General features: G+C 69.3%; 17 protein-coding genes. 11 read left to right on the forward strand and 6 right to left on the reverse strand.

Going from position 1 to position 22,244, the window contains the following annotated elements; translation table 11 throughout:
* Positions 1-14: 14 nt before the first annotated feature.
* The 5 genes from EDF23_RS05650 to EDF23_RS05670 form a co-directional block, all read right to left on the reverse strand.
* On the reverse strand, positions 15-710 hold the full coding sequence (locus tag EDF23_RS05650) for a CGNR zinc finger domain-containing protein (RefSeq protein WP_111083499.1): 696 nt from the start codon (positions 708-710) through the stop codon (positions 15-17).
* A gap of 47 nt (positions 711-757) precedes the next feature.
* On the reverse strand, positions 758-1,249 hold the full coding sequence (locus EDF23_RS05655; RefSeq protein WP_131921026.1) for a SprT-like domain-containing protein: 492 nt from the start codon (positions 1,247-1,249) through the stop codon (positions 758-760).
* The gene (locus EDF23_RS05660) at positions 1,246-2,076 is read right to left on the reverse strand and encodes a hypothetical protein (RefSeq protein WP_131921028.1); all 831 of its coding nucleotides are present in this window, start codon (positions 2,074-2,076) and stop codon (positions 1,246-1,248) included. The genes EDF23_RS05655 and EDF23_RS05660 overlap by 4 nt, the downstream gene beginning before the upstream one ends.
* A gap of 125 nt (positions 2,077-2,201) precedes the next feature.
* On the reverse strand, positions 2,202-2,903 hold the full coding sequence (locus tag EDF23_RS05665; protein ID WP_131921030.1) for a DUF4064 domain-containing protein: 702 nt from the start codon (positions 2,901-2,903) through the stop codon (positions 2,202-2,204).
* Positions 2,904-3,018: 115 nt separating this feature from the next.
* On the reverse strand, positions 3,019-3,861 hold the full coding sequence (locus EDF23_RS05670) for a fused MFS/spermidine synthase (protein WP_123339452.1): 843 nt from the start codon (positions 3,859-3,861) through the stop codon (positions 3,019-3,021).
* A 141-nt stretch (positions 3,862-4,002) separates the two neighbouring features.
* On the opposite strand from EDF23_RS05670, the gene EDF23_RS05675 reads away from it, so the two are divergent.
* The 6 genes from EDF23_RS05675 to rpoC all read left to right on the forward strand — a co-directional run bounded on the left by EDF23_RS05675 (position 4,003) and on the right by rpoC (position 15,314).
* On the forward strand, positions 4,003-4,545 hold the full coding sequence (locus EDF23_RS05675; RefSeq protein WP_131921032.1) for a hypothetical protein: 543 nt from the start codon (positions 4,003-4,005) through the stop codon (positions 4,543-4,545).
* Positions 4,542-5,873, forward strand: coding sequence for a histidine kinase (locus EDF23_RS05680; RefSeq protein WP_131921034.1), 1,332 nt, complete (start codon positions 4,542-4,544; stop codon positions 5,871-5,873). Before EDF23_RS05675 ends, EDF23_RS05680 begins: the two co-directional genes overlap by 4 nt.
* Positions 5,870-6,520 (forward strand): response regulator transcription factor, encoded by a 651-nt coding sequence (locus tag EDF23_RS05685; protein WP_123293106.1) that lies wholly within the window; start codon positions 5,870-5,872, stop codon positions 6,518-6,520. Before EDF23_RS05680 ends, EDF23_RS05685 begins: the two co-directional genes overlap by 4 nt.
* 306 nt (positions 6,521-6,826) lie before the next feature.
* Positions 6,827-7,438, forward strand: coding sequence for a hypothetical protein (locus EDF23_RS05690; RefSeq protein WP_131921035.1), 612 nt, complete (start codon positions 6,827-6,829; stop codon positions 7,436-7,438).
* A 460-nt stretch (positions 7,439-7,898) separates the two neighbouring features.
* Positions 7,899-11,387: a DNA-directed RNA polymerase subunit beta gene (rpoB, locus tag EDF23_RS05695; protein WP_111083490.1), complete on the forward strand. Its 3,489-nt coding sequence runs from the start codon at positions 7,899-7,901 to the stop codon at positions 11,385-11,387.
* Between the two features lie 45 nt (positions 11,388-11,432).
* A complete protein-coding gene (gene rpoC, locus EDF23_RS05700; protein ID WP_111083489.1) occupies positions 11,433-15,314 on the forward strand; it encodes a DNA-directed RNA polymerase subunit beta' in 3,882 nt (1,293 codons plus the stop codon).
* A gap of 129 nt (positions 15,315-15,443) precedes the next feature.
* Here the strand turns inward: rpoC and EDF23_RS05705 are convergent, their stop codons facing one another.
* Positions 15,444-15,839 (reverse strand): VOC family protein, encoded by a 396-nt coding sequence (locus tag EDF23_RS05705; RefSeq protein ID WP_131921037.1) that lies wholly within the window; start codon positions 15,837-15,839, stop codon positions 15,444-15,446.
* 85 nt (positions 15,840-15,924) lie between these two features.
* Between EDF23_RS05705 and EDF23_RS05710 the strand changes: the two genes are divergently transcribed.
* The 5 genes from EDF23_RS05710 to EDF23_RS19780 all read left to right on the forward strand — a co-directional run bounded on the left by EDF23_RS05710 (position 15,925) and on the right by EDF23_RS19780 (position 22,187).
* A complete protein-coding gene (locus EDF23_RS05710; protein ID WP_165901019.1) occupies positions 15,925-16,953 on the forward strand; it encodes a GNAT family N-acetyltransferase in 1,029 nt (342 codons plus the stop codon).
* 178 nt (positions 16,954-17,131) lie between these two features.
* Complete coding sequence (locus EDF23_RS05715) at positions 17,132-18,799, forward strand: ATPase, T2SS/T4P/T4SS family (RefSeq protein WP_131921041.1); 1,668 nt, start codon at positions 17,132-17,134, stop codon at positions 18,797-18,799.
* A gap of 19 nt (positions 18,800-18,818) precedes the next feature.
* On the forward strand, positions 18,819-20,342 hold the full coding sequence (locus tag EDF23_RS05720) for a type IV pilus twitching motility protein PilT (protein ID WP_131921043.1): 1,524 nt from the start codon (positions 18,819-18,821) through the stop codon (positions 20,340-20,342).
* Entirely contained in the window at positions 20,342-21,565 is a 1,224-nt protein-coding gene (locus EDF23_RS05725) for a type II secretion system F family protein (RefSeq protein WP_123293117.1), read from the forward strand. Before EDF23_RS05720 ends, EDF23_RS05725 begins: the two co-directional genes overlap by 1 nt.
* A 193-nt stretch (positions 21,566-21,758) precedes the next feature.
* Positions 21,759-22,187 (forward strand): prepilin-type N-terminal cleavage/methylation domain-containing protein, encoded by a 429-nt coding sequence (locus EDF23_RS19780; protein WP_311316835.1) that lies wholly within the window; start codon positions 21,759-21,761, stop codon positions 22,185-22,187.
* Positions 22,188-22,244: the final 57 nt, after the last annotated feature.

A 22,244-nucleotide genomic window follows, 5' to 3' on the forward strand; every position in this document is an offset into this window, starting at 1 on the left:
CGGCTGGAGGGTGGTCAGACCGCCGCGCGCCGAGCGCGGTGCGCACGGACCTTGGCGCGGTTCCCGCACCGCTGCATCGAGCACCAGCGACGCGTCCCGCCCCGCGAGGAGTCGTAGAAGACCAGCGCGCAGTCGTCGGCCGAGCAGCGGCTCAGACGCGTCGGACGGCCGTCGGCCTCGACGTCGTCGAAGCCGACCTCGGTGAACAGCGCGACGGCGTCGCGCGCGACGCTGGACAGTGCCTGGGCCAGGCGGACACGGTTCGCTCCGGCACGTCGGCGGCCACCCGGGAGGCTCGGGGGCACGTCCGGCAGGGCGGCGAACAGGTTGACGGTGTCGATGTCGTCGGGCGCGGGGCGCGTGCGGCCGGTCCCGGCACGAAGGCCCGCCGCGACGGCGGTGCGCTCGGCCGCGGTGGTCGCCGGGCCGGGGGCTGCGGCGACGGCGAGTCGGGCGATCGCCGCGCGGAGCGCGCGGGCGTCCTGCAGCTCGCGCGCGCTCGCCCCGACGTCGATCGGTTCGGTGTGGTCGCTGAGCCACTCGTCGAGGTCCGCCGGGCTCGCGAGCAGCTCGCCGAGCTGCGATCGGGGACGCCGGCCGTCCGGGTCGTCGGCGAACCCACCGGTGTGCGCGAAGTCCAGGGCGATCCGACCGGCGTCGAAGAACCAGGTGGATCCGGCGTCCGTGCGGATGTGCTGCCCCGTGTGCATCCGTCCAGGCTAACGGGTTACCGGCGCGCCTCCGCGCGCGGGCGGACTCATACGGTAGTCGAGGCCACCGTCGACGGGGTGTCAGCCTCGCTCCGGCGCCGCCAGACGATGGCGTTGCGGGGATCGAACCGGCGGGAGCACCGGGCACAGGCGAGCGGGCGGGTGGGCGTTCGGTAGCGGAAGTGCTCGTGTCCGGCGGGGCATGTCCCGATCCACGGTGCGAGCTCGCTGGCGATCGGGCCGTCGTGCAGCCGTGAACCCGTGTACCCGATGGCGGACGCGGTCCGCTTCCACTTCGGGCCGTGGCCCGCACGGGCGCCGGCGAGGGCGTGGGCGACCTCGTGCAGCAGGACCTGCTCGACGTCGTCGTCCGAGAACCGTGTCGCCAGGTGCCGGCTGACGGTGATGCGCTTCCGGGCGAAGTCGCACTGTCCTGCGCGGGTCTTCGCGTGGTCGAACCCGAAGGCCCACGAGCCCGCGCCGAGGTGTTCGGTGATGAGTGCCTCGGCTCGGGAACGGACCGTCTCGAGTGCGGTCACTGGTCGGCGCGGGGGTCGGCCTGGCCCTTCTTGGCTGCCCGGGCGGCGATCCGTCCCCAGATGTCGTCGGCCTCGGTGCGAGCAGCGTCCGGCGCCCCGAGCACCCGGCGGCGGATCGGGGGGACCTGCTTGACCGGCTCGGCGACGCGCATGGGCGGTTCGTCGTCCTCGGCGCGGCGGGCGGCGACCTCGCGGGCCGTCCGCGGCTTGTCGGCGGGTTCGGCGGGGTGCGTGATCGAGGCACGCATCGCCGCCTCGACCGCGGTGCGCAGGGCGTCGGTGCGCTCGGACGGGGCACCGGCCTGGCGGAACGCCTGGTAGGCGCGGGACAGCGCGGCGCGGGCCTCTTCGAAGCGGTCGTTCTCGAACAGCGACCACCCCTCGATCTCGGCGGCGGCACCCTCGAGCTCCGGCCACTCCTCGGTCGCGGCGGTGTCGCGGGCCAGGGCAGCCTCGGTCGCGGCACGCTCGTGGCGACCCAGGTCGTGCAGGATGTGCGCGCGCCGGATCCGGGCGGCGACCTTGTCCTGACGCTCGCCCGTGAACATCGCGAGGCGGAAGACCTCCTCCGCGACGACGAGGGATTCGTCGAGACGGCCGAGCAGGCGGAGGAGCTCGGCACGTTCCGCGAGCGCCTCGGTGCTGCGGCTCTGGCCGAGGTCGCGCAGACGCTGGTGCACGGCGTCGACGTCGACCGCCGGCCGCAGGCTGATGGGCGCGAAGGTGCTGCCCGGGCTGACCCCGGCCGTCACGGGAGCCGCGTGGCGCGGTTCACGGGACGGGTCGGACGGGTCGGGCTGCTGGCGGTCGTCGGGCGGGAGGGACATCGGTTCGAGGGTAGCCGCGCTCTGCCGGGAGCGGCCGGTGCGACGCGCTCAGGCTTCGCGGCGGTGGACGCAGAACGGCCCGCCGTGCCGGAGCACGACGGGCCGTTCCGGACGGGCTCAGCGGATCAGGACATCCCGCTCGCCGCGACCGCAGCGACGCCGACCGCCACGACGAAGACGATGAGCGCGACGACGGCGAGGACGATCGCGAAGACGCCCCAACCGCGGCCACGCTTGGTGACGGCAGCGATGATGCCCTGCACGATCGCCCACAGGCCGAGGGCCGTGCCCAGGTAGAACATGAGGGACCCGGTGATGACGTTTGACGAGGTCATCAGCTCGGTGATCTGCGCGTCGCTCGGCGTCGCTCCGCTGTTCTGCATCGAGTCGCGGAAGGCGTCGGAAGCGCCGAACGACTGCCCGAACAGGTACCCGCCGATGGCTCCGACGACCAGGGCGGCGAGGCCGACCACGAACGCGATCACGCCGACGGTCTTCTTCTTGGCCTTCGGTTCCTCGTAGCTCTGCCATGCGGGCGAACCGGAGCTCGCGGGCGCCGCGGCGTACGGCTGCTGGCCGTACTGCTGCTGGCCGTACTGGTCCTGCTGCTGGCCGTACTGGTCCTGCTGCTGCCCGTACTGCTGCTGCCCGTACTGGTTCTGCTGTTCGCCGTACTGCGGGGCGGACTGCCCGTACTGCGGCGTCGGGTCGCTCCGCTCGCCGTACCGCGGTGCGTCGGCGGCGGGCTGCTGCTGCGGGGCTTCGCCCCAGCTCGGCGCCTGGCCGTCGCCCGTCCGGTCCTGGTTGCTCCGGTCGTCGTTCGTCATCAGGGGATCCCATCGCTCGGTCGCGCACCTGCGCGGTCGTTCAGACCATCCTGACAGCCGCACCCGCCGAGTGCCCGGGAACGGCCTCGCGCGCCGCCACGTCGTCACCGCGGGGTCAGGCGCCGAACACGCTCCGGTTCGGCTCTGGTGACGCCACGGCCGTCGCGTCGGTGACGATCGGCGCCCCGGCGATGAACGCCCGCAGCTCGGCCCCGTGCACGACCTTCGCCGGCATCGGGTCCGACGAGTACCGCCGCGGCATCTCGGCGATCGGCAGGTCGGTCGGCGAACCGAGCAGCACGATGTTCCCGAACCGGCGCCCCTTGAGCATGCCGGTGTCCGCCACCGCTGCGACCGACGGCAGCACGGCCTGCAGCGTCGACGCCTGCCCCCGCGCGAACGCGAGACCCGCGCCGTCGGCCACGTTCACGGCGACGATGCCGGTCGGCGACAGGAACGCGGCGACCTCGCGGTAGAACTCGATGCTCGTCACGTGCGCCGGGATCTGCGAGCCGCCGAAGACGTCCACCACCGCCAGGTCCACCGTGCCGCGCAGCCCGGAGGGGAGCTTGCCGAGCACCTCGCGCGCGTCGCCGTACCGAACCCGGATCGACGCGCCGCGGGGGAACGGCAGGACCTCGCGGACGTGGTCCACCAGGTCGCGCTCGAGCTCGATGACCTGCTGGCGGGAGCCCGGCCGGGTCACCGCGACGTACCGGGGGAGCGTCAGGGCACCGGCGCCGAGGTGCAGCGCCGTGACCGGGCCGGACGGCAGCAGGTCGATGGCGTGCCCGATCCGTCGGATGTACTCGAACGCCAGGTGGGTCGGGTCCTCGAGGTCGACGTGCGACTGCGGCGTGCCGTCCACCACGAGCGTGAAGGACCCGGGGCGGTGCCGGTCCGGCTCGACCACCGAGTACCCCGCACCGATCCGGAACCCGTCGAACGCATCAGCCATGCGGTCAATCGAACACCACCCGACCGGCACCGCGATCACCACCCGGCCCCCACCCCTGGTTGGTGTGCCCGCGAACGCACCGGAACGAGGCTGGATCCATCGGTCGGGGACGTCCCGCCGGGTCACCTCGAAAGGCACACCATGTCGGTCCAGCTCCTCGTCAACGTCCTGATCGGCGTCGCCCTCGTCGGCTTCCTCGGGTACCGCCAGGCCACCTGGCAGTACCTCGACCCGGCGCGCATCTGGCGCACGCCGATGATCATGGCGATCGTCGGTGTGGTGGTGCTGTCCCAGTCGGGGGCGACGATCACCACGACCGACGTCGTGTTCCTCGGCATCGAGGCCCTGATCACGATCGGTGTGGGCCTGACGATGGGCACCATCACCCGGTTCCGCACGGTCGCCACCCCGGACAGCAAGGGGCGGACGATCCAGTCCCGCACGGGCTGGCTCGGTGCGTCCCTCTGGATCGTGCTCATCGCCGTGCGCGTCGGCCTCGATGTGCTCGGCGGCCACCTCGGTGCGCACCTGCTCACCTCGACCGGCGCGATCCTGCTCGTGCTCGCCCTGAACCGCGCCGCCCGCGCCGTCGTCATCGACCAGCGCATCCCGCGCGGAGACCGCGGAGACCGCGGAGACCGGACCGCCAGCCGCCGCACCACCCGCGGCATGATGGTCCGGTGACCCTGCTGAGCGGACAGGACCCGACCGACCTCCCCGGGGGTCGGTCCCGTTCGGCAACCGCCTGGGGACTCAACGCCCTCGGCATCGCGATCGTCGGGTTCTGGTTCGTGAAGAACGGACTCGAGCTGCAGCCCCCCGCGTGGGTGTGGGTGCTCGGCGCGGTGGCGCTCGCCGCGTGGGCGCTCCGTGAGTTCGGCCGGACGCCGCAGCTGCTCGTCGTCGCGGGCGCGGTGATGATCGCCGCCGGTTCCCTGACCGTGGTGGCGACCGACTCGCTCATGATCGTCCCCGTGATCGTCGGGATCGTCCTGCTCGGCGCGAACCTCCGGGTGCCGGTCTGGCTCGCGGCGGTGGCCGCGGTGGGGGCGATGGTGGTCATCGCCGTCTGCGCGACGATCGAGCACGCCTCGGTCCAGTTCGTCCTCGGCACGAGCGGCGGACTGCTGCTCGGCGTGCTCATCGGGTTCAGCCGCCGGCAGTTCCGGGTCGCGGCGCAACGTGCGCGGCAGGCCGAGCGGGACCAGCAGCGGGCGCAGCTCCTCGCCGACCGGTCCCGGGCCTCGCGGGACATCCACGACGTCCTCGCGCACTCGCTGGGCGGACTCGTGCTGCAGCTCGACGCGGTCGAGGCCCTGCTCGAGGCCGGCCGGGTCGACGACGCGACGAAGCGTGCCGGCGAGGCCAGGACCCTGGCGGCGGACGGCCTCGCCGAGGCCCGCCGAGCCGTGCACGCCCTCCGCGACGACGCGGACGCCGAGCCCGGTGCCACCCCGGACGGGGCCGCCGTCCCCGATCCGACCACGACCGCGGACCGCGCCACCACGCCGGACCGGACCACGGCCCCGGACCGGGCCACGCGGACCACCGGAGCCGACGTGCCGGACGCGAGCCGCGCCTCCCGGCCGTCCACCGACCACGTGCCGGACCGCACCGACCGCGCCGACCGCACCGACCTGACCGCCCTGGTCGCCGCCCACCGCTCGTTCGGCGGCACCATCGTGGTGCAGGGCGACGCGACCCTGGCCGCACTCGACGATGCGCACCGCGCCGCCGTCGTCCAGGTCGTCCGCGAGGCCCTCAGCAACGCCCGCCGGCACGCCCCCGGCCGCCCCGTGTCGCTGTCCGTCAACCGTGACGGCGACGCCGTGGACGTCGTCGTGGCCAACCCGCTCACCGGCGGCGGTCAGGGCCTGCTCGGGATGCGCGAGCGCGTCGAGGAGCTCGGTAGCGGCGCGACGGTCGAGGCGGAGCGATCCGACGACGAGTTCGTCGTCGCGCTGCACCTGCCGGTGGACCGGGTGGGCGAGCACGAGGTGGACGCCTCGTGACCATCCGTGTCCTCGTCGTCGACGACCAGGCGATCGTCCGCGACGGCCTGGTGACGGTGCTGTCGCTCGTACCGGACCTGCAGGTGACGGGTGAGGCTGCCGACGGCGCCGAGGCCATCGCGGCGGTGGACCGTGACGCTCCGGACGTCGTGTTGATGGACCTCCGTATGCCGGGCACCGACGGGCCGACGGCGACCGCGCGCATCGTGGCCGACCACCCGCAGGTGGCGGTGCTCGTGCTGACGACCTACGCGGACGACGAGTCGATCGTGACCGCGCTCCGGGCGGGTGCGCGCGGGTACCTGACGAAGGACGCCGGACGGACTGAGATCGCGACGGCGATCCGGGCGGTCGCGTCGGGGCAGTCGACGTTCGACGCGACGGTGGGGGCGCGGCTGGTGGCGCAGCTCGCGGGCGGCGGGGCGACGGGGCCCACACCCGCTGTGCCGGCGCTGCGTGACCGGTTCCCGGACCTGACCCCGCGCGAGGCCGACGTGCTCGAGCGCATCGCGGCCGGCCGGACGAACCCGCAGATCGCGGCGGAGTTGTTCCTGACGGTGCCGACGGTGAAGTCGTACGTGAACCAGGTGTTCGCGAAGCTCGGGGTCGCCACCCGCGCCGAGGCGGTCGCGCGCGTCCTGCGCTGACCGGTCCTGGCCGGTACGTGAATGCGTACACATGGACGGCCAGCGGACGCCAAGACTCGTTCCGTACTGTTCATCCGGTCGTCACGCGGGACCGCGTCGATGCGTGCAGTGCCCCACACCTCGCGCGTCCGCCCTCCCGACGTGACCACGACGTGCCGTCGAGCGCCCCCACCGCTCGAGCGTGCGCGCCGTCGGCATGCGTCCGCGTGCCCCTTCCGGTCACCCGCGCGCGCTGGCCGTGATCACATCGCACCCGTCATGTAAAATACGGGATGCAACACTCCGCCGAGCCGCAGGAGACCCGACATGACCGCTGACACCATGAGCGTGCCCACTGCACGCCTGGCCGCACCGACGACCCGCGCCACCATGCGCACGACCGCGAGCCGGACGACGCGGGTGCCCCGCGCCTCCCGTCCGGCCCACGCCGACCACGAGACGGCGCCCACCTGGATGCGTGTCGTCGGCGCGGTCCTGCTCCTCGGTGGCCTCGGCCTGACCGCGGCGGTGACCGCCTGGCCCGGCGACGCACCGGAGACCGCGCTCATCGTTCCGGCGCTCGTCGCCGTCGTGGCGGGCGTGCTCCTGCTGCTCGCGCGGGCCGGGTTCGCTGTCACCGACACGCACGTCACGCTGCACTTCCGGCCGCTGCCGCCACGGCGCATCGCGCGTCGGCGCATCGCCGACGTCCGACTCGTCGAGGCGGACGCCCGCACCTACGGCGGCGTCGGCCTGCGGATCGGCCGCGGTGTGCGCGCCCTGATCCTCACCCCCGGACTCGGGATCGAGCTCACCGACGACCGTGGTCGCGTCACCTTCGTGCGCACCCGTCGGCCCGAGGACGCCTTCCGTGCGCTGGCCGGACTGCAGGGCCAGCCGGGAGGCGCGGGGCACGTCGAGCGCGAGCGCCTCGGCTGAGCGCACGGCCGGGTCCACTGCGCGGGCCGGGTGCGCAGGCCCGTTGCGGGCAGCCGCGGGCCGGACGCGGGCCGTTGCGGGCCGGGCGCGGGCCGGGAATTCCGCGGGCACGGAGCGGCTTATACACGCCACTGCCGAATCTGGTCAAGCCAGGACTGGACAGCACGACTCGGCGCGAACTATGATGGCAGTTCGCGCTCCCTGGCATCCGTGTCGTCATATTGCGGTCGACGCAGAGTTCTGAGTTGGACAAGCTCAACTCGCCCTGGTGCAGCCGGACCCGTATATGGCGGCGGGTCCCGCTCACGGAGATCATCCCACACGTGCACCGACGTTCCGCGTCAGGCACGCGTCGGCGTGGTCGCAGGGCATGAACTCGCGGGGATCGCCGAGCGATCATCTACTCACCTACATGCTGCTCGTCAGTATCGGCCCGACGGGGCCTACGGAGGTCACACCCTTGGCTGCTGCGCCCAACGCATCCACCAACCCCAAGAACGGTCGCAACCACTCGCGACTCTCGTTCGCCAAGATCACGGACACCCTCACGGTTCCTGATCTGCTCGCACTCCAGACGGAGAGCTTCGACTGGCTCGTCGGCAACGACGTCTGGAAGGCCCGTCTCGCAGAGGGACAGGAGCAGGGTCGCACCGACCTCGCCCTGCACTCCGGGTTGGAGGAGATCTTCGAGGAGATCTCCCCGATCGAGGACCTCGGCGAGACCATGCAGCTCTCGTTCACGGCGCCCGAGCTCGAGGACCCCAAGTACTCGATCGACGACTGCAAGGAGCGCGGCAAGACCTACGCCGCTCCGCTGTACGTCAACGCCGAGTTCATGAACCACATGACGGGTGAGATCAAGACGCAGACGGTCTTCATGGGCGACTTCCCGCTCATGACCGAACGCGGCACGTTCATCATCAACGGCACCGAGCGCGTCGTCGTGTCGCAGCTCGTCCGTTCGCCCGGCGTGTACTTCGAGCGCCAGCAGGAGAAGACGTCCGACAAGGACATCTACTCCGCTCGCGTCATCCCCTCGCGTGGTGCGTGGCTCGAGTTCGAGATCGACAAGCGCGACCAGGTGGGCGTGCGCATCGACCGCAAGCGCAAGCAGTCGGTCACGGTCTTCCTCAAGGCGCTGGGTCTGACCAGCGAGGAGATCATGGAGGAGTTCCAGGGCTTCGCCTCGATCGAGTCGACCCTCGAGAAGGACGCCATCCTCACGAAGGAAGAGGCGCTCAAGGACATCTACCGCAAGCTGCGCCCGGGCGAGCAGGTCGCTGCCGAGGCCGCGCGTGCGCTGCTCGACAACTTCTACTTCAACTCGAAGCGCTACGACCTGGCGAAGGTGGGCCGTTACAAGGTCAACCGCAAGCTCGGGATCGACGCCCCGCTGTCCGACTCGGTGCTGACCGTCAAGGACATCGTCGCGACGATCAAGTACCTCGTGTCCCTGCACGCCGAGAAGACCACGCTGAACGGCGTGCGTGACGGCGAGCCGGTGCAGCTGCGCCTCGACGTGGACGACATCGACCACTTCGGCAACCGTCGCATCCGCGCCGTCGGCGAGCTCATCCAGAACCAGGTCCGCACGGGTCTGTCCCGCATGGAGCGCGTCGTCCGCGAGCGCATGACCACGCAGGACATCGAGGCGATCACGCCCCAGACGCTCATCAACGTGCGTCCGGTCGTCGCCGCGATCAAGGAGTTCTTCGGAACCTCCCAGCTGTCGCAGTTCATGGACCAGAACAACCCGCTCGCGGGCCTGACGCACAAGCGTCGTCTCTCGGCCCTCGGCCCGGGTGGTCTGTCCCGTGAGCGTGCCGGCGTCGAGGTCCGTGACGTCCACCCGTCGCACTACGGCCGCATGTGCCCGATCGAGACCCCGGAAGGCCCGAACATCGGCCTGATCGGTTCGCTCGCGTCGTTCGGTCGGATCAACTCGTTCGGCTTCATCGAGACCCCGTACCGTCGCGTCGTCAACGGCGAGGTCACGAAGACCATCGACTACCTGACCGCCTCGGAAGAGGACGAGTTCGTCGTCGCGCAGGCCAACGCGCCGCTGACCGACTCGTTCCACTTCGCCGACGACAAGGTCCTCGTCCGCAAGAAGGGTGGCGAGGTCGAACTCGTCGCCAAGGGCGAAGTCGACTACATGGACGTCTCGCCGCGCCAGATGGTGTCGGTCGCGACCTCGCTCATCCCGTTCCTCGAGCACGACGACGCGAACCGCGCCCTCATGGGTGCGAACATGCAGCGTCAGGCCGTCCCGCTGCTCCGTTCCGAGTCGCCGCTCGTCGGTACCGGCATGGAGGGCTACACCGCGATCGACGCCGGTGACGTCGTCACCGCCGACAAGGCCGGTGTCGTCTCCGAGGTCTCGGCAGACGCCGTGACCCTGCAGCTCGACGAGGGTGGCACGCAGACCTTTTACCTGCGCAAGTTCGACCGCTCCAACCAGGGCACGAGCTACAACCACCGCGTGGTCGTCTCGGCCGGCGAGCGTGTGGAGCAGGGCGAGGTCATCGCCGACGGTCCCGCGACGGAGAACGGCGAGCTCGCGCTCGGCAAGAACCTCCTCGTCGCGTTCATGCCGTGGGAGGGCTACAACTACGAGGACGCGATGATCCTGTCGCAGAACCTCATCAAGGACGACACGCTCTCCTCGATCCACATCGAGGAGTACGAGGTCGACGCCCGCGACACGAAGCTCGGCAAGGAGGAGATCACCCGTGACCTCCCCAACGTCAGCCCGGACCTGCTGGCCGACCTCGACGAGCGCGGCATCATCCGCATCGGTGCCGAGGTCCGCCCCGGCGACATCCTGGTCGGCAAGGTCACGCCGAAGGGCGAGACCGAGCTCTCCGCTGAAGAGCGCCTCCTCCGCGCCATCTTCAACGAGAAGTCGCGCGAAGTGCGCGACACCTCGCTGAAGGTGCCCCACGGTGAAGAGGGCACGATCATCGGCGTCAAGGTGTTCGACTCGCAGGACGGCGACGACGAACTCGGCTCTGGTGTCAACCAGCGCGTGGTCGTCTACATCGCCCAGAAGCGCAAGATCACCGCGGGTGACAAGCTCGCCGGTCGTCACGGCAACAAGGGCGTCATCTCGACCATCCTCCCGGTCGAGGACATGCCCTTCCTCGCCGACGGCACCCCGGTCGACATCGTCCTGAACCCGCTCGGCGTCCCCGGCCGCATGAACTTCGGCCAGGTCCTCGAGATCCACCTCGGTTGGCTCGCCAAGCAGGGCTGGAACGTCGAGGGCATCCAGGAGTGGGCATCGGCCCTCCCCGAGGCAGCGCACAGCGCCGCTCCGGGCACGAAGGTCGCCACCCCGGTGTTCGACGGTGCGTACGAGCGCGAGATCGAGGGCCTCCTCGACTCGACCCTCCCGAACCGCGACGGCGAGCGCCTGATCGGCTCGTCCGGCAAGGCGCAGCTCTTCGACGGTCGCTCCGGCGAGCCGTTCCCCGAGCCCGTCTCGGTCGGCTACATGTACATCCTCAAGCTGCACCACCTGGTCGACGACAAGATCCACGCTCGTTCGACGGGTCCGTACTCGATGATCACGCAGCAGCCGCTGGGTGGTAAGGCGCAGTTCGGTGGCCAGCGATTCGGTGAGATGGAGGTGTGGGCGCTCGAGGCGTACGGCGCCGCCTACGCCCTCCAGGAGCTCCTGACGATCAAGTCCGACGACATCCTCGGCCGCGTGAAGGTCTACGAGGCGATCGTCAAGGGCGAGAACATCCAGGAACCCGGCATCCCCGAGTCCTTCAAGGTCCTCATGAAGGAGATGCAGTCGCTCTGCCTGAACGTCGAGGTCCTCTCGGCCGACGGCCAGGCGGTCAGCCTGCGCGACAACGATGACGAGGTCTTCCGCGCTGCGGAGGAGCTGGGCATCAACATCTCCTCGCGGTTCGAGTCGTCGTCCGTCGACGACATCTGATCCCGCCCGTACATCGAAGCCTGAATCAAGCAAGAGAGAAGAACATTGCTCGAAGCAACTTCCTTTGACGCCATTCGGATCGGCCTCGCGACCGCCGAGGACATCCGTCAGTGGTCGTACGGCGAGGTCAAGAAGCCGGAGACCATCAACTACCGCACCCTGAAGCCCGAGAAGGACGGTCTGTTCGGCGAGCAGATCTTCGGACCTTCCCGCGACTGGGAGTGCGCCTGCGGCAAGTACAAGCGTGTCCGGTTCAAGGGCATCGTCTGCGAGCGCTGCGGCGTCGAGGTCACCAAGTCCTCGGTCCGTCGTGAGCGCATGGGCCACATCGAGCTCGCTGCCCCCGTCACGCACATCTGGTACTTCAAGGGCGTCCCGTCGCGCCTCGGGTACCTCCTCGACATGGCGCCGAAGGACCTCGAGAAGGTCATCTACTTCGCGGCGTACATGATCATCGACATCGATGAAGAGGGCCGTCACGCGGACATGCCGGGCCTCGAGAACGAGATGCGTCTCGAGATCAAGACCCTCGAGGGCCAGCGCGACTCGATCATCGCCGACCGCCTCAAGAAGCTCGAGGACGACCTCGCAGCCCTTGAGGAAGAGGGAGCGAAGGCCGACGTCAAGCGGCGCACCAAGGACACCGCTGAGAAGGAGATGTCCCAGGTCCGCAAGTCGTTCGACGAGGACATCACCCGTCTCGAGCGTGTGTGGGAGGACTTCCGCAACCTCAAGGTGGGCGACCTCAAGCCCGAGGACGCCGTCTTCCACGAGCTCCAGGACCGGTTCGGGATCTACTTCGACGCCTACATGGGCGCCGAGGCGATCAAGCTCCGGCTCGAGGCGTTCGACCTGGCTGCCGAGGCCGAGGCGCTGCGCCTGCAGATCGCCGAGGGCAAGGGCCAGAAGAAGATCCGCGCGATCAAGCGTCTGCGCGTCGTCAGCTCCTTCCTCGCCACCGGCAACTCGCCTGCAGCGATGGTGCTCGGCGTCGTGCCGGTCATCCCGCCGGAGTTGCGCCCGATGGTGCAGCTCGACGGTGGCCGTTTCGCCACGTCGGACCTCAACGACCTCTACCGTCGTGTGATCAACCGCAACAACCGTCTCCGCCGCCTGCTCGACCTCGGTGCCCCCGAGATCATCGTGAACAACGAGAAGCGCATGCTGCAGGAAGCCGTTGACGCGCTGTTCGACAACGGTCGTCGTGGACGTCCGGTCACGGGTACGGGCAACCGCGCCCTGAAGTCCCTGAGCGACATGCTCAAGGGCAAGCAGGGTCGTTTCCGCCAGAACCTGCTCGGTAAGCGCGTCGACTACTCGGGCCGTTCGGTCATCATCGTCGGCCCGCAGCTGAAGCTGCACCAGTGTGGTCTGCCCAAGCAGATGGCGCTCGAGCTCTTCAAGCCGTTCGTGATCAAGCGCCTGATCGACCTGTCGCACGCGCAGAACATCAAGTCGGCCAAGCGCATGGTCGAGCGTTCGCGTCCGCAGGTGTGGGACGTGCTCGAGGAGATCATCCGCGAGCGCCCCGTGCTGCTGAACCGTGCGCCGACGCTGCACCGTCTGGGCATCCAGGCGTTCGAACCGCAGCTCGTCGAGGGCAAGGCCATCCAGCTCCACCCGCTCGTGTGTGCTGCGTTCAACGCGGACTTCGACGGTGACCAGATGGCCGTGCACCTGCCGCTGTCGGTGGAGGCCCAGGCCGAGGCCCGCATCCTGATGCTCGCCTCGAACAACATCCTGAAGCCGTCCGACGGCCGTCCGGTGACCCTGCCCGCACAGGACATGATCATCGGTCTGCACCACCTGACGACCGTCCGCGAGGGCGCCGTCGGTGAGGGCCGTGCGTTCTCGTCGGTCGCCGAGGCGATCCTGGCCAACGACCAGCACACGCTGCACCTCAACGCCATGGCGAAGATCCGCATGACGGGTGTCCACTTCGCCGAGGGTGAAGCTCCCGAGGGCTACGAGCAGGGCGACACCGTCCTCCTCGAGACGACCCTGGGCCGTGCGCTCTTCAACGAGACCCTCCCGGCGAACTACCCGTTCGTCCAGAAGGTCACCGACAAGGGTGTGCTGTCCGCGATCGTCAACGACCTCGCCGAGCGGTACTCCAAGACCGAGACGGCCGCTGCGCTGGACCGGATCAAGGACGCCGGCTTCTACTGGGGCACGCGCTCCGGTGTGACCGTCGCCCTGTCGGACGTCGTGACGCCTCCTCGCAAGAAGGAGATCATCGCGGGCTACGAGATCCAGGCCGCCAAGGTGCAGGGCGAGTTCGACAAGGGTCTGATCACCGACTCCGAGCGTCGCGCCGACCTGATCAAGATCTGGACCGAGGCCACCAACGAGATCGCGCAGGAGATGCGGGACAACTTCCCCGTCGACAACACGATCAACCGCATGGTGTCGTCGGGTGCTCGTGGTAACTGGCTGCAGGTCCGCAACATCGCGGGTATGCGTGGTCTGGTGAACAACCCGAAGGGCGAGATCATCGCCCGCCCGATCATCAACTCGTACCGCGAGGGCCTGACCGTGGCGGAGTACTTCATCGCCACCCACGGCGCTCGTAAGGGTCTTGCCGACACCGCGCTCCGTACCGCGGACTCCGGGTACCTCACCCGTCGTCTCGTGGACGTCTCGCAGGACGTCATCATCCGCGAGGACGACTGCGGTACGACCCGTGGCCTCGAGCTGCCGATCGCGACCGTGGACGCCGACGGCAAGCTGGTCCGCGACCCGCGCGTCGAGAACACCGTGTACTCGCGCACCCTGGCCACCGAGGCCGTGGACGCCAAGGGCACGGTCGTCGCCGAGGCTCGTGAGGACGTCGGTGACGTGCTCCTCGAGAAGCTGCTGGCAGCCGGTGTCGAGAGCATCAAGGTGCGCTCGGTCCTGACCTGCGAGTCGGCCGTCGGTGTCTGCGCGAAGTGCTACGGCCGTTCGCTCGCCACCGGCAACCTGGTCGACATCGGTGAGGCAGTCGGCATCATCGCCGCGCAGTCCATCGGTGAGCCCGGTACCCAGCTGACGATGCGTACCTTCCACACGGGTGGTTCGGCCTCGGCCGACGACATCACCCAGGGTCTGCCGCGTGTCACGGAGCTCTTCGAGGCCCGTACGCCCAAGGGCGCGTCCCCGATCGCCGAGGCCCCCGGCCGCGTCGTCGTCGAGGACACGGACAAGGGTCGTCGGATCATCCTCACGCCGGACAACGGTGACGAGCCGTTCATCTACCCGGTGCTCAAGCGTGCGACGCTCCTCATCGAGGACAACCAGCACGTCGAGCTCGGCGAGCAGTTCATCGCCGGCACCGTCGACCCGAAGGAAGTCCTCCGGGTCAAGGGTGTCCGAGAGGTCCAGAAGCACCTGGTCAACGGTGTGCAGGACGTCTACGGCTCGCAGGGTGTGCCGATCCACGACAAGCACATCGAGGTCATCGTCCGTCAGATGCTCCGCAAGGTCACCGTCGTCGACCACGGCGACACCGACCTGCTGCCGGGTGAGCTCGTCGACCGGTCGCGCTACAACATGCTGAACCGTGCGGCGCTGCAGGAGGGTCGCAAGACCGCCTCGGCTCGCCAGGAGGTCATGGGCATCACGAAGGCGTCCCTCGCGACCGAGTCGTGGCTGTCCGCCGCTTCCTTCCAGGAGACCACCCGCGTGCTCACGCAGGCGGCCATGGAGGGCAAGCAGGACCACCTCGTCGGCCTCAAGGAGAACGTCATCATCGGTAAGCTCATCCCCGCCGGGACGGGCCTCAGCCGGTACCGCGACGTGGACGTGAACGCGACGGAAGAAGCGAAGGCAGAGCGGTACCCCAACCGCATCTTCGCGGACGACTCGTCGTTCTCGGACGCCGACCTGAGCTTCGTCGACTTCGACAGCTTCTCGTCGGACGACTTCACGCCGGGCACGTACAACTGAGTCTGATGTGATCCCACGAAGGCCCCGTCTCCGCAAGGAGGCGGGGCCTTCGTCGTGTCGTCACCACGTGACGGACAGGAGGCCCGGTGCCAGGCCGCCACGGGCCTCCCGGCCGTCGAGCGGGTGCGTCTAGAGCGCGCGGTCCGCGCCGTTGTCGCGTCCCGATCCGCGACCGGTCTCGTCCACGAGCGAGAACAGGCTGAGGACGTTGCCGTCGGGGTCGCGGACGTCGAACCAGTTCACGGCGCCGTCGACGCACTCGACCGGTCCGATGTCGATGCCGAGCGAGCCGATGCGGGCGTGCTGCGCGCCGACGTCGTCGACGCCGAACCGGACGCTCACGGGGTTCTCCTCGGCGGAGTCGTCCTCGTAGAGCTGGACCCAGATCCCGCCGACCTCGTACTCGGCGACACCGTCCTCGGGTTCGAGGTCCGGTTCGGTGCGCTCGAAGACCGCGCCGTACCAGAGGCAGGACGCCTCGATGTCGGTGACGGGCAGCCCCACGGTCACGCTCGTGATGTCCATGACTCATCATGGTCCCGGTCGGGCCTGCTCGTCGAGGGGCTTTCGGCGGCGTCTCGCTGCGCGGCGGAACTGGCAGGGTGGAGGGATGGCGACCCTGCGCGAACGGATCACGGCCCCGGCACACCTCTCGTTCCCCACGCCGATCGGCGGCTTGACGTTCCGGGCGGGCGGGCTCGACGACGTCGGCGCGATGCACGCCGTCGCGGTCGCGTCGGCCGCGGTGGACGACCCGCACGCTCGTCCCTCCACAGCCGACCTCGAACGGTCGTTGTCCACCGAGGGGCTGGACGTCATCAGGGACACCGTGGTGGGCGTCGATGCTGGAGGGCATGTGCAGGCCTACGGCATCGTCATCGACGTCCCCTCCCGCGTCACCGCTGCGCGCGCCGTGCTCGACGGGGCGGTCCACCCCGACCTGCGCGGGCAGGGGATCGGACGCCGGGTGCTCGCCTGGCAGGTGGGCCGCGCCCGGCAGCGCCTGGCGACGCTCGACGTCGACCTGCCGGCGACGCTCGACGTCGGTGGGCGGCAGGGGTCCTCGGCGTTGCGGCTGGCGGCGCACCACGACTTCGCGCCGGTGCGCACGTGGCTCGACATGCAGGTCGTGTTCGACGACCGCGCGTCGGACGCCGACGCAGTGCCCGTCCTGGGGGACGGGCTCGTCCTGCGGCCCGTCACGGCGGACGACATCGAACCGCTCCGGACGGCCAAGAACGACGCCTTCCGCGACCACTGGGGTTCCCAGCCGATGGTCGCGTCGGACTGGCGGGGGTTCCTCACCTCGGACAAGAGCCGGCTGGACCTGTCGCGGGTCGTCGTCGGTGCCGACGGTTCGGTCGTGGCGTTCACGATCGTCGAGGTGGAGCCCGACGGGTTCGCTGCCCGGGGCCGTTCGTACGGGTACGTGCACTGGGTCGGCGTCGTGCGTGCAGCACGGGGGACGGGGCTCGCCCCGATCGTCCTCGACGCCACGCTGCAGGCGATCCGCGCCGACGGGTTGTCCGCGGCGGTGCTGCACGTCGACGCCGAGAACCCGAGCGGAGCCGGGCGCATCTACGAGCGACTCGGGTTCGTCGCCGGCGAGGTCCACGTCACCGCGTCGACGTCGCTCTGACCGTCACGTCGGGGGTCCTGGACCCCAGTTCTGGGTGCATCCGGACCCCCTCCGCCCCCTCCTTCTGGGACTGCGGCCGACGGCTGTCGCAGAAGTAGCGTGGTCGAGCGCCACATCCCTGGTGGTGCGCAACCCGACCACGTCTCGCCGCGCGCGAGTCCAAGGAGGCACAGGACTCATGGCGACCCTGTCCGAGATCCTCATCCTGAACGGCGCCCTGCCGATCGAGCACCTCGACTCGATGACGGGCGACGAGGACCTGGACGAGCGCGCCATCCGCGGCCTGGTCGACCAGGGCGTCGTGAGCGAGGCGCAGTTCATCACCGCCCGCGCAGCGTCGAACAACTCCCGCACCGTCCCGTTGACCGACTACCCGGTCGACGGCACCGCTGTCTCGATCCTCCCCGCTGCGCTCTGCCGGCGCCACGGCGTCCTCGGCGTCGGGTTCGAGGGCGAGCTGCTCATCCTCGCTATGGTCAACCCGACCAACGTGCTCGCGATCGACGACGCCCGCGCTGCGTCCGGCCGGCCGATCAAGCCGCTCCAGGTCGACGAGCGCGACCTGCTCACCGCGCTCGACCGCTACCTGCGTGCCGACGACGAGCTCAACGACCTGACCTCGTCGCTCGAAGAAGAAGCCTCGGTCAGCTCCTCGGCCCAGGTGGACCTGGCCGACGGTGCCCTCGACGACGTCCCGATCGTCCGCTTCGTGAACCTGCTCGTGTCGCAGGCGATCCAGGACCACGCCTCGGACATCCACATCGAGCCCGGCGAGCACGAGGTCCGGATCCGCTACCGCATCGACGGTGTGCTGCACGAGATGGCCCCGGCGCCGAAGAACATCCAGAACGGCGTCATCAGCCGCCTGAAGATCATGAGCGACATCGACATCGCCGAGCGTCGCAAGCCGCAGGACGGCCGCATGTCGGTCCGCCACGGTGGCCGCCAGATCGACCTCCGCGTGGCGACGCTGCCCACCGTGTGGGGCGAGAAGGTCGTCATGCGGATCCTCGACAACACGAACACGTCGCTGACCCTCAAGAACCTCAACCTCCTCGAGCAGAACTTCCAGGCGTACCAGCGGTCGTACTCGAAGCCGTACGGCATGATCCTGGTCACCGGGCCCACCGGCTCCGGCAAGTCCACGACGCTGTACACGACCCTGAACGCGGTCGCGAAGCCCGAGATCAACGTCATCACGGTCGAGGACCCGGTCGAGTACCGGATGGCCGGCATCAACCAGGTGCAGGTCAACCCGAAGGCCGGGCTCACCTTCGCCTCGGCGCTGCGCTCGATCCTGCGCTCCGACCCCGACGTCGTCCTGCTCGGTGAGATCCGCGACCACGAGACCGCCCAGATCGCCATCGAGGCATCTCTCACCGGCCACCTGGTGCTGTCCACCCTGCACACGAACGACGCCCCCTCCGCCGTGACCCGACTCACCGAGATGGACATCGAGCCGTTCCTGGTCGGCTCCGCCCTCGACTCCGTCGTGGCCCAGCGTCTGGCGCGACGGCTGTGCGACCGGTGCAAGGCCCCCGCCGTGTACGAGGCCGAACAGCTCCGCACCCTCGGGTTCCTGCGCCCCGGCGACGAGGTCCCGGCGTTCTTCGCCCCCATCGGCTGCGCGGTCTGCTCGAACACCGGGTACCGCGGCCGCATCGCCCTGCACGAGGTCATGACCGTCACCGAGGAGATCGAGCGCCTCGCCGTCTCGCGCGCCTCGAGCGCCGAGATCAGCCGTGTCGCCCAGGCGCAGGGGATGCTCACGCTCCGCCAGGACGGCTTCGAGAAGGTCAAGCTCGGTCTCACGAGCGTCGACGAGATCCTGCGCGTGGTCGCGTAGTCACGAGAGAGCGCAGCAGATGACCGACTCCGTGTACGACATCACGATCCCCGGCGACGAACCCGTCGCCGGCTGGCACCCGGGCAACCCCGGCACCGAGGTGGGCTCCCGCCGTGCAGCACGGCTGGCTGCAGCCGCAGCGTCGGCCCCTCCGGAGCAGGTGTACGACCTCGGGGACGACACCGCCGGATGGCCGGCACCGTCAGGGTCGCCCGTCGCCGTGCCCGTCGCGCAGCCGCTCGCCGCTCCGGCGACGCCGCCCGCCGGCGTGCCGTCGTCGATCGCGACCTACGGCTACGCCGAGGCGCCGACGCAGCAGCTCCCCACGGCTGGCGCCCCGGCACCGACCGCCACGATCGGCGGCGACATCGAGTTCTCGCGCCACGCGCGCGAGGTCGCCGACCCCGACCTGATCACCGCGCTCGCCCAGGTCGTGTACCAAGGCGCATCCGACTTGCACGTCACCGCCGACGCCCCGCCCACGGTCCGCGTCGACGGCTCGCTCCGTCCCGCAGTCCCCGGGGGCGCGTGGTCGCGCGGCAAGGTCATCGCCGCACTCAAGACGATGCTGTCGGTCGAGCAGGCCGGCCAGTTCGACCAGGAGCAGGAACTCGACTTCGCCTACTCGCTGTCGCCGGAGTACCGCTTCCGCGTGAACTTCTACCAGCAGCGCGGCAACTGGGGCGCAGCCTTCCGCATCATCCCCACCAAGATCAAGACGCTCAAGCAGCTCGGCATCCCCGAGCACGTCGGCGACTTCGCCGGCCTGCCCCGCGGACTCGTCCTGGTCACCGGCCCGACCGGCTCCGGCAAGTCCACGACCCTCGCCGCCCTGATCGACCTGGTGAACGAGAGCCGGGCCGACCACATCGTGACGGTCGAGGACCCGATCGAGTTCATGCACGAGCACAAGAGGGCGATCATCAACCAGCGCGAGGTCGGTGCCGACACGCACTCCTTCGCCGCCGCACTGAAGCACGTGCTGCGTCAGGACCCCGACGTCATCCTGATCGGGGAGCTCCGCGACCTCGAGACCATCTCGGTCGCGCTCACCGCGGCCGAGACCGGTCACCTGGTGTTCGCCACCCTGCACACGCAGAGCGCCCCCGGCACGATCGACCGTGTCATCGACGTCTTCCCGCCACACCAGCAGGGCCAGATCCGCACGCAGCTCGCGGCGACCCTGCAGGGCGTCGTCTGCCAGACCCTGGTGCCGAAGGCCAACGGCGTCGGCCGGGTCGTCGCCACCGAGATCATGACGATCACCCCCGCCATCGGCAACCTGATCCGCGAGGGCAAGACCTACCAGATCACGTCCGCCATGCAGGCCGGCCGTGACCTGGGCATGCACACCATGGACCAGGACCTCGCCGAACTGGTCAACGTCGGCACGATCTCGCGCAAGGCCGCGATGGACAAGGTGCACGACGAAGAGGGCTTCGACCGGCTGGTGCAGCGCGTCGAGTCCCCGTCCGACTCCTCGGCAGCCGCGATCGCCGCCAGCGGGATCGACTTCGGCGACAAGTTCTCCGGAGGCTACTGATGTCCCTCGCATTCGACTACCGCGGGCGCGATGGTGCCGGCAAGCTCGTCAAGGGTCGTCTCGACGCCTCGTCCGAGGGCGCGGTCGTCCAGCGGCTCCGGGGCATGGGTGTCTCGCCGATCGCGATCACGGAGTCCAAGGCCGGCACCGGCCTGCAGACCGAGATCAAGATCCCCGGGTTCGAGAAGGGCGTCGGGCTCAAGGACCTCGCGATCATGTCGCGCCAGGCCTCGACGATGCTCACCTCGGGACTCTCGCTGCTGCGCGCGCTGTCGATCCTCGCCGACCAGACCGAGAACAAGAAGCTCAAGGACATCCTCGGCAAGGTCCGCGACGACGTGGAGCGCGGTGTCTCGTTCTCCGACGCGGTGGCGAAGTTCCCGGTCGACTTCCCGCCGATCATGATCAACATGATCCGTGCGGGGGAGACCGGCGGGTTCCTCGACCAGGCCATGGACTCCATCGCCACGAACTTCGAGAAGGAGCACAAGCTCCGCTCGACCATCAAGTCGGCGATGACCTACCCCGTGGTCGTGCTGTGCATGTCGCTGGCCGCGGTCGTCATCATGCTCATCTTCATCGTGCCGATCTTCCAGAACATGTTCTCGTCGCTCGGTGGACAGCTCCCGATCCCGACCCAGATCCTCGTCTCGATGTCACACGCCATGCGTTGGCTGGCGCCGGTACTGGCCGTGATCGCGGTGGTCGGCTGGTTCTGGTACCGGGCCAACAAGAACACGGATCGGTTCCGGGCGTTCCGCGACCCGATCCTGCTGCGTCTCCCCGTGTTCGGCGCATTGGCGAAGAAGATCGTGATCGCGCGGTTCGCGCGCAATTTCTCGAACATGATCGGTTCCGGAGTTCCAATTCTGCAGGCCTTGCAGATCGTCGGAGAAGTGTCGAACAATTTCGTCGTGCAAAGCGCGCTCGTCCGCGTTGCCGAAGCCGTTCGGAAAGGTGAATCCATCGCAGCGCCGATGGCGGTGGAAAAAGTGTTCCCGAGCATGGTCTCGCAGATGATCGCCGTTGGTGAGGACGCCGGCTCGCTCGAGACGATGCTCGAGAAGATCGCTGTCTTCTACGACGCCGAGGTCGAATCCACCACCGAATCGTTGACGGCACTCATCGAGCCGCTGCTCATCGCGTTCCTCGGAGTCGTCGTCGGCGGGATGATCGTCGCGCTCTACCTGCCGATCTTCCAGATCACCTCGCTCGTCAAGTAACCACTCGGAGGCCATGCCCCTCGTGCGGGGGCATGGAAGCACGAAATGCCCCCGTTACTGGGGGCATTTTGGTACCCCCGGACCCCCCGTTCTCGGGATTACGCACGGAAACACCCCTGAATACTCTTGTGACCGGCGGCGGAGCACTCCCCGGCACAATCCCCATCGCATTCCCAGAAGAATGGAAACCACCATGTACTTCGCTCTCATGGGCAAGCTCGACGCTCGCCGCAAGGGTCTCCTCGAGGACAACGAAAAGGGCTTCACGCTCATCGAGCTCCTCGTCGTCGTCATCATCATCGGCATCCTCGCGGCCATCGCGATCCCGGTGTACCTCAACGTCCAGAACAACGCGAAGGACGCGACCGTCAAGTCGGACCTCGCGAACGCGAAGACTGCCGTCATCGCGTTCCAGACGGACAAGAACGGCGTTCTCCCGACCGCGACCGAGTTCGGCACTTCCGCGACGATGACCCCGTACGGCTACACCCAGAGTGATGGCACGACCTTCACCTACAAGCCGGCCGCGACGGGCTCGAGCTTCGCGATCTGCGCTGTCGGTGCGACGAAGACCAGCTTCAAGATCACTGACACGGCGGCTGCCGCGGCAGGCACTTGCTGACCTGACCACGTCGAAAAGGCGGCTCGTCGTGAGACGAGTCGCCTTTCGTGCAAGAGC

The organism is Curtobacterium sp. PhB128, assembly GCF_004340725.1.
GTDB lineage: Bacteria > Actinomycetota > Actinomycetes > Actinomycetales > Microbacteriaceae > Curtobacterium.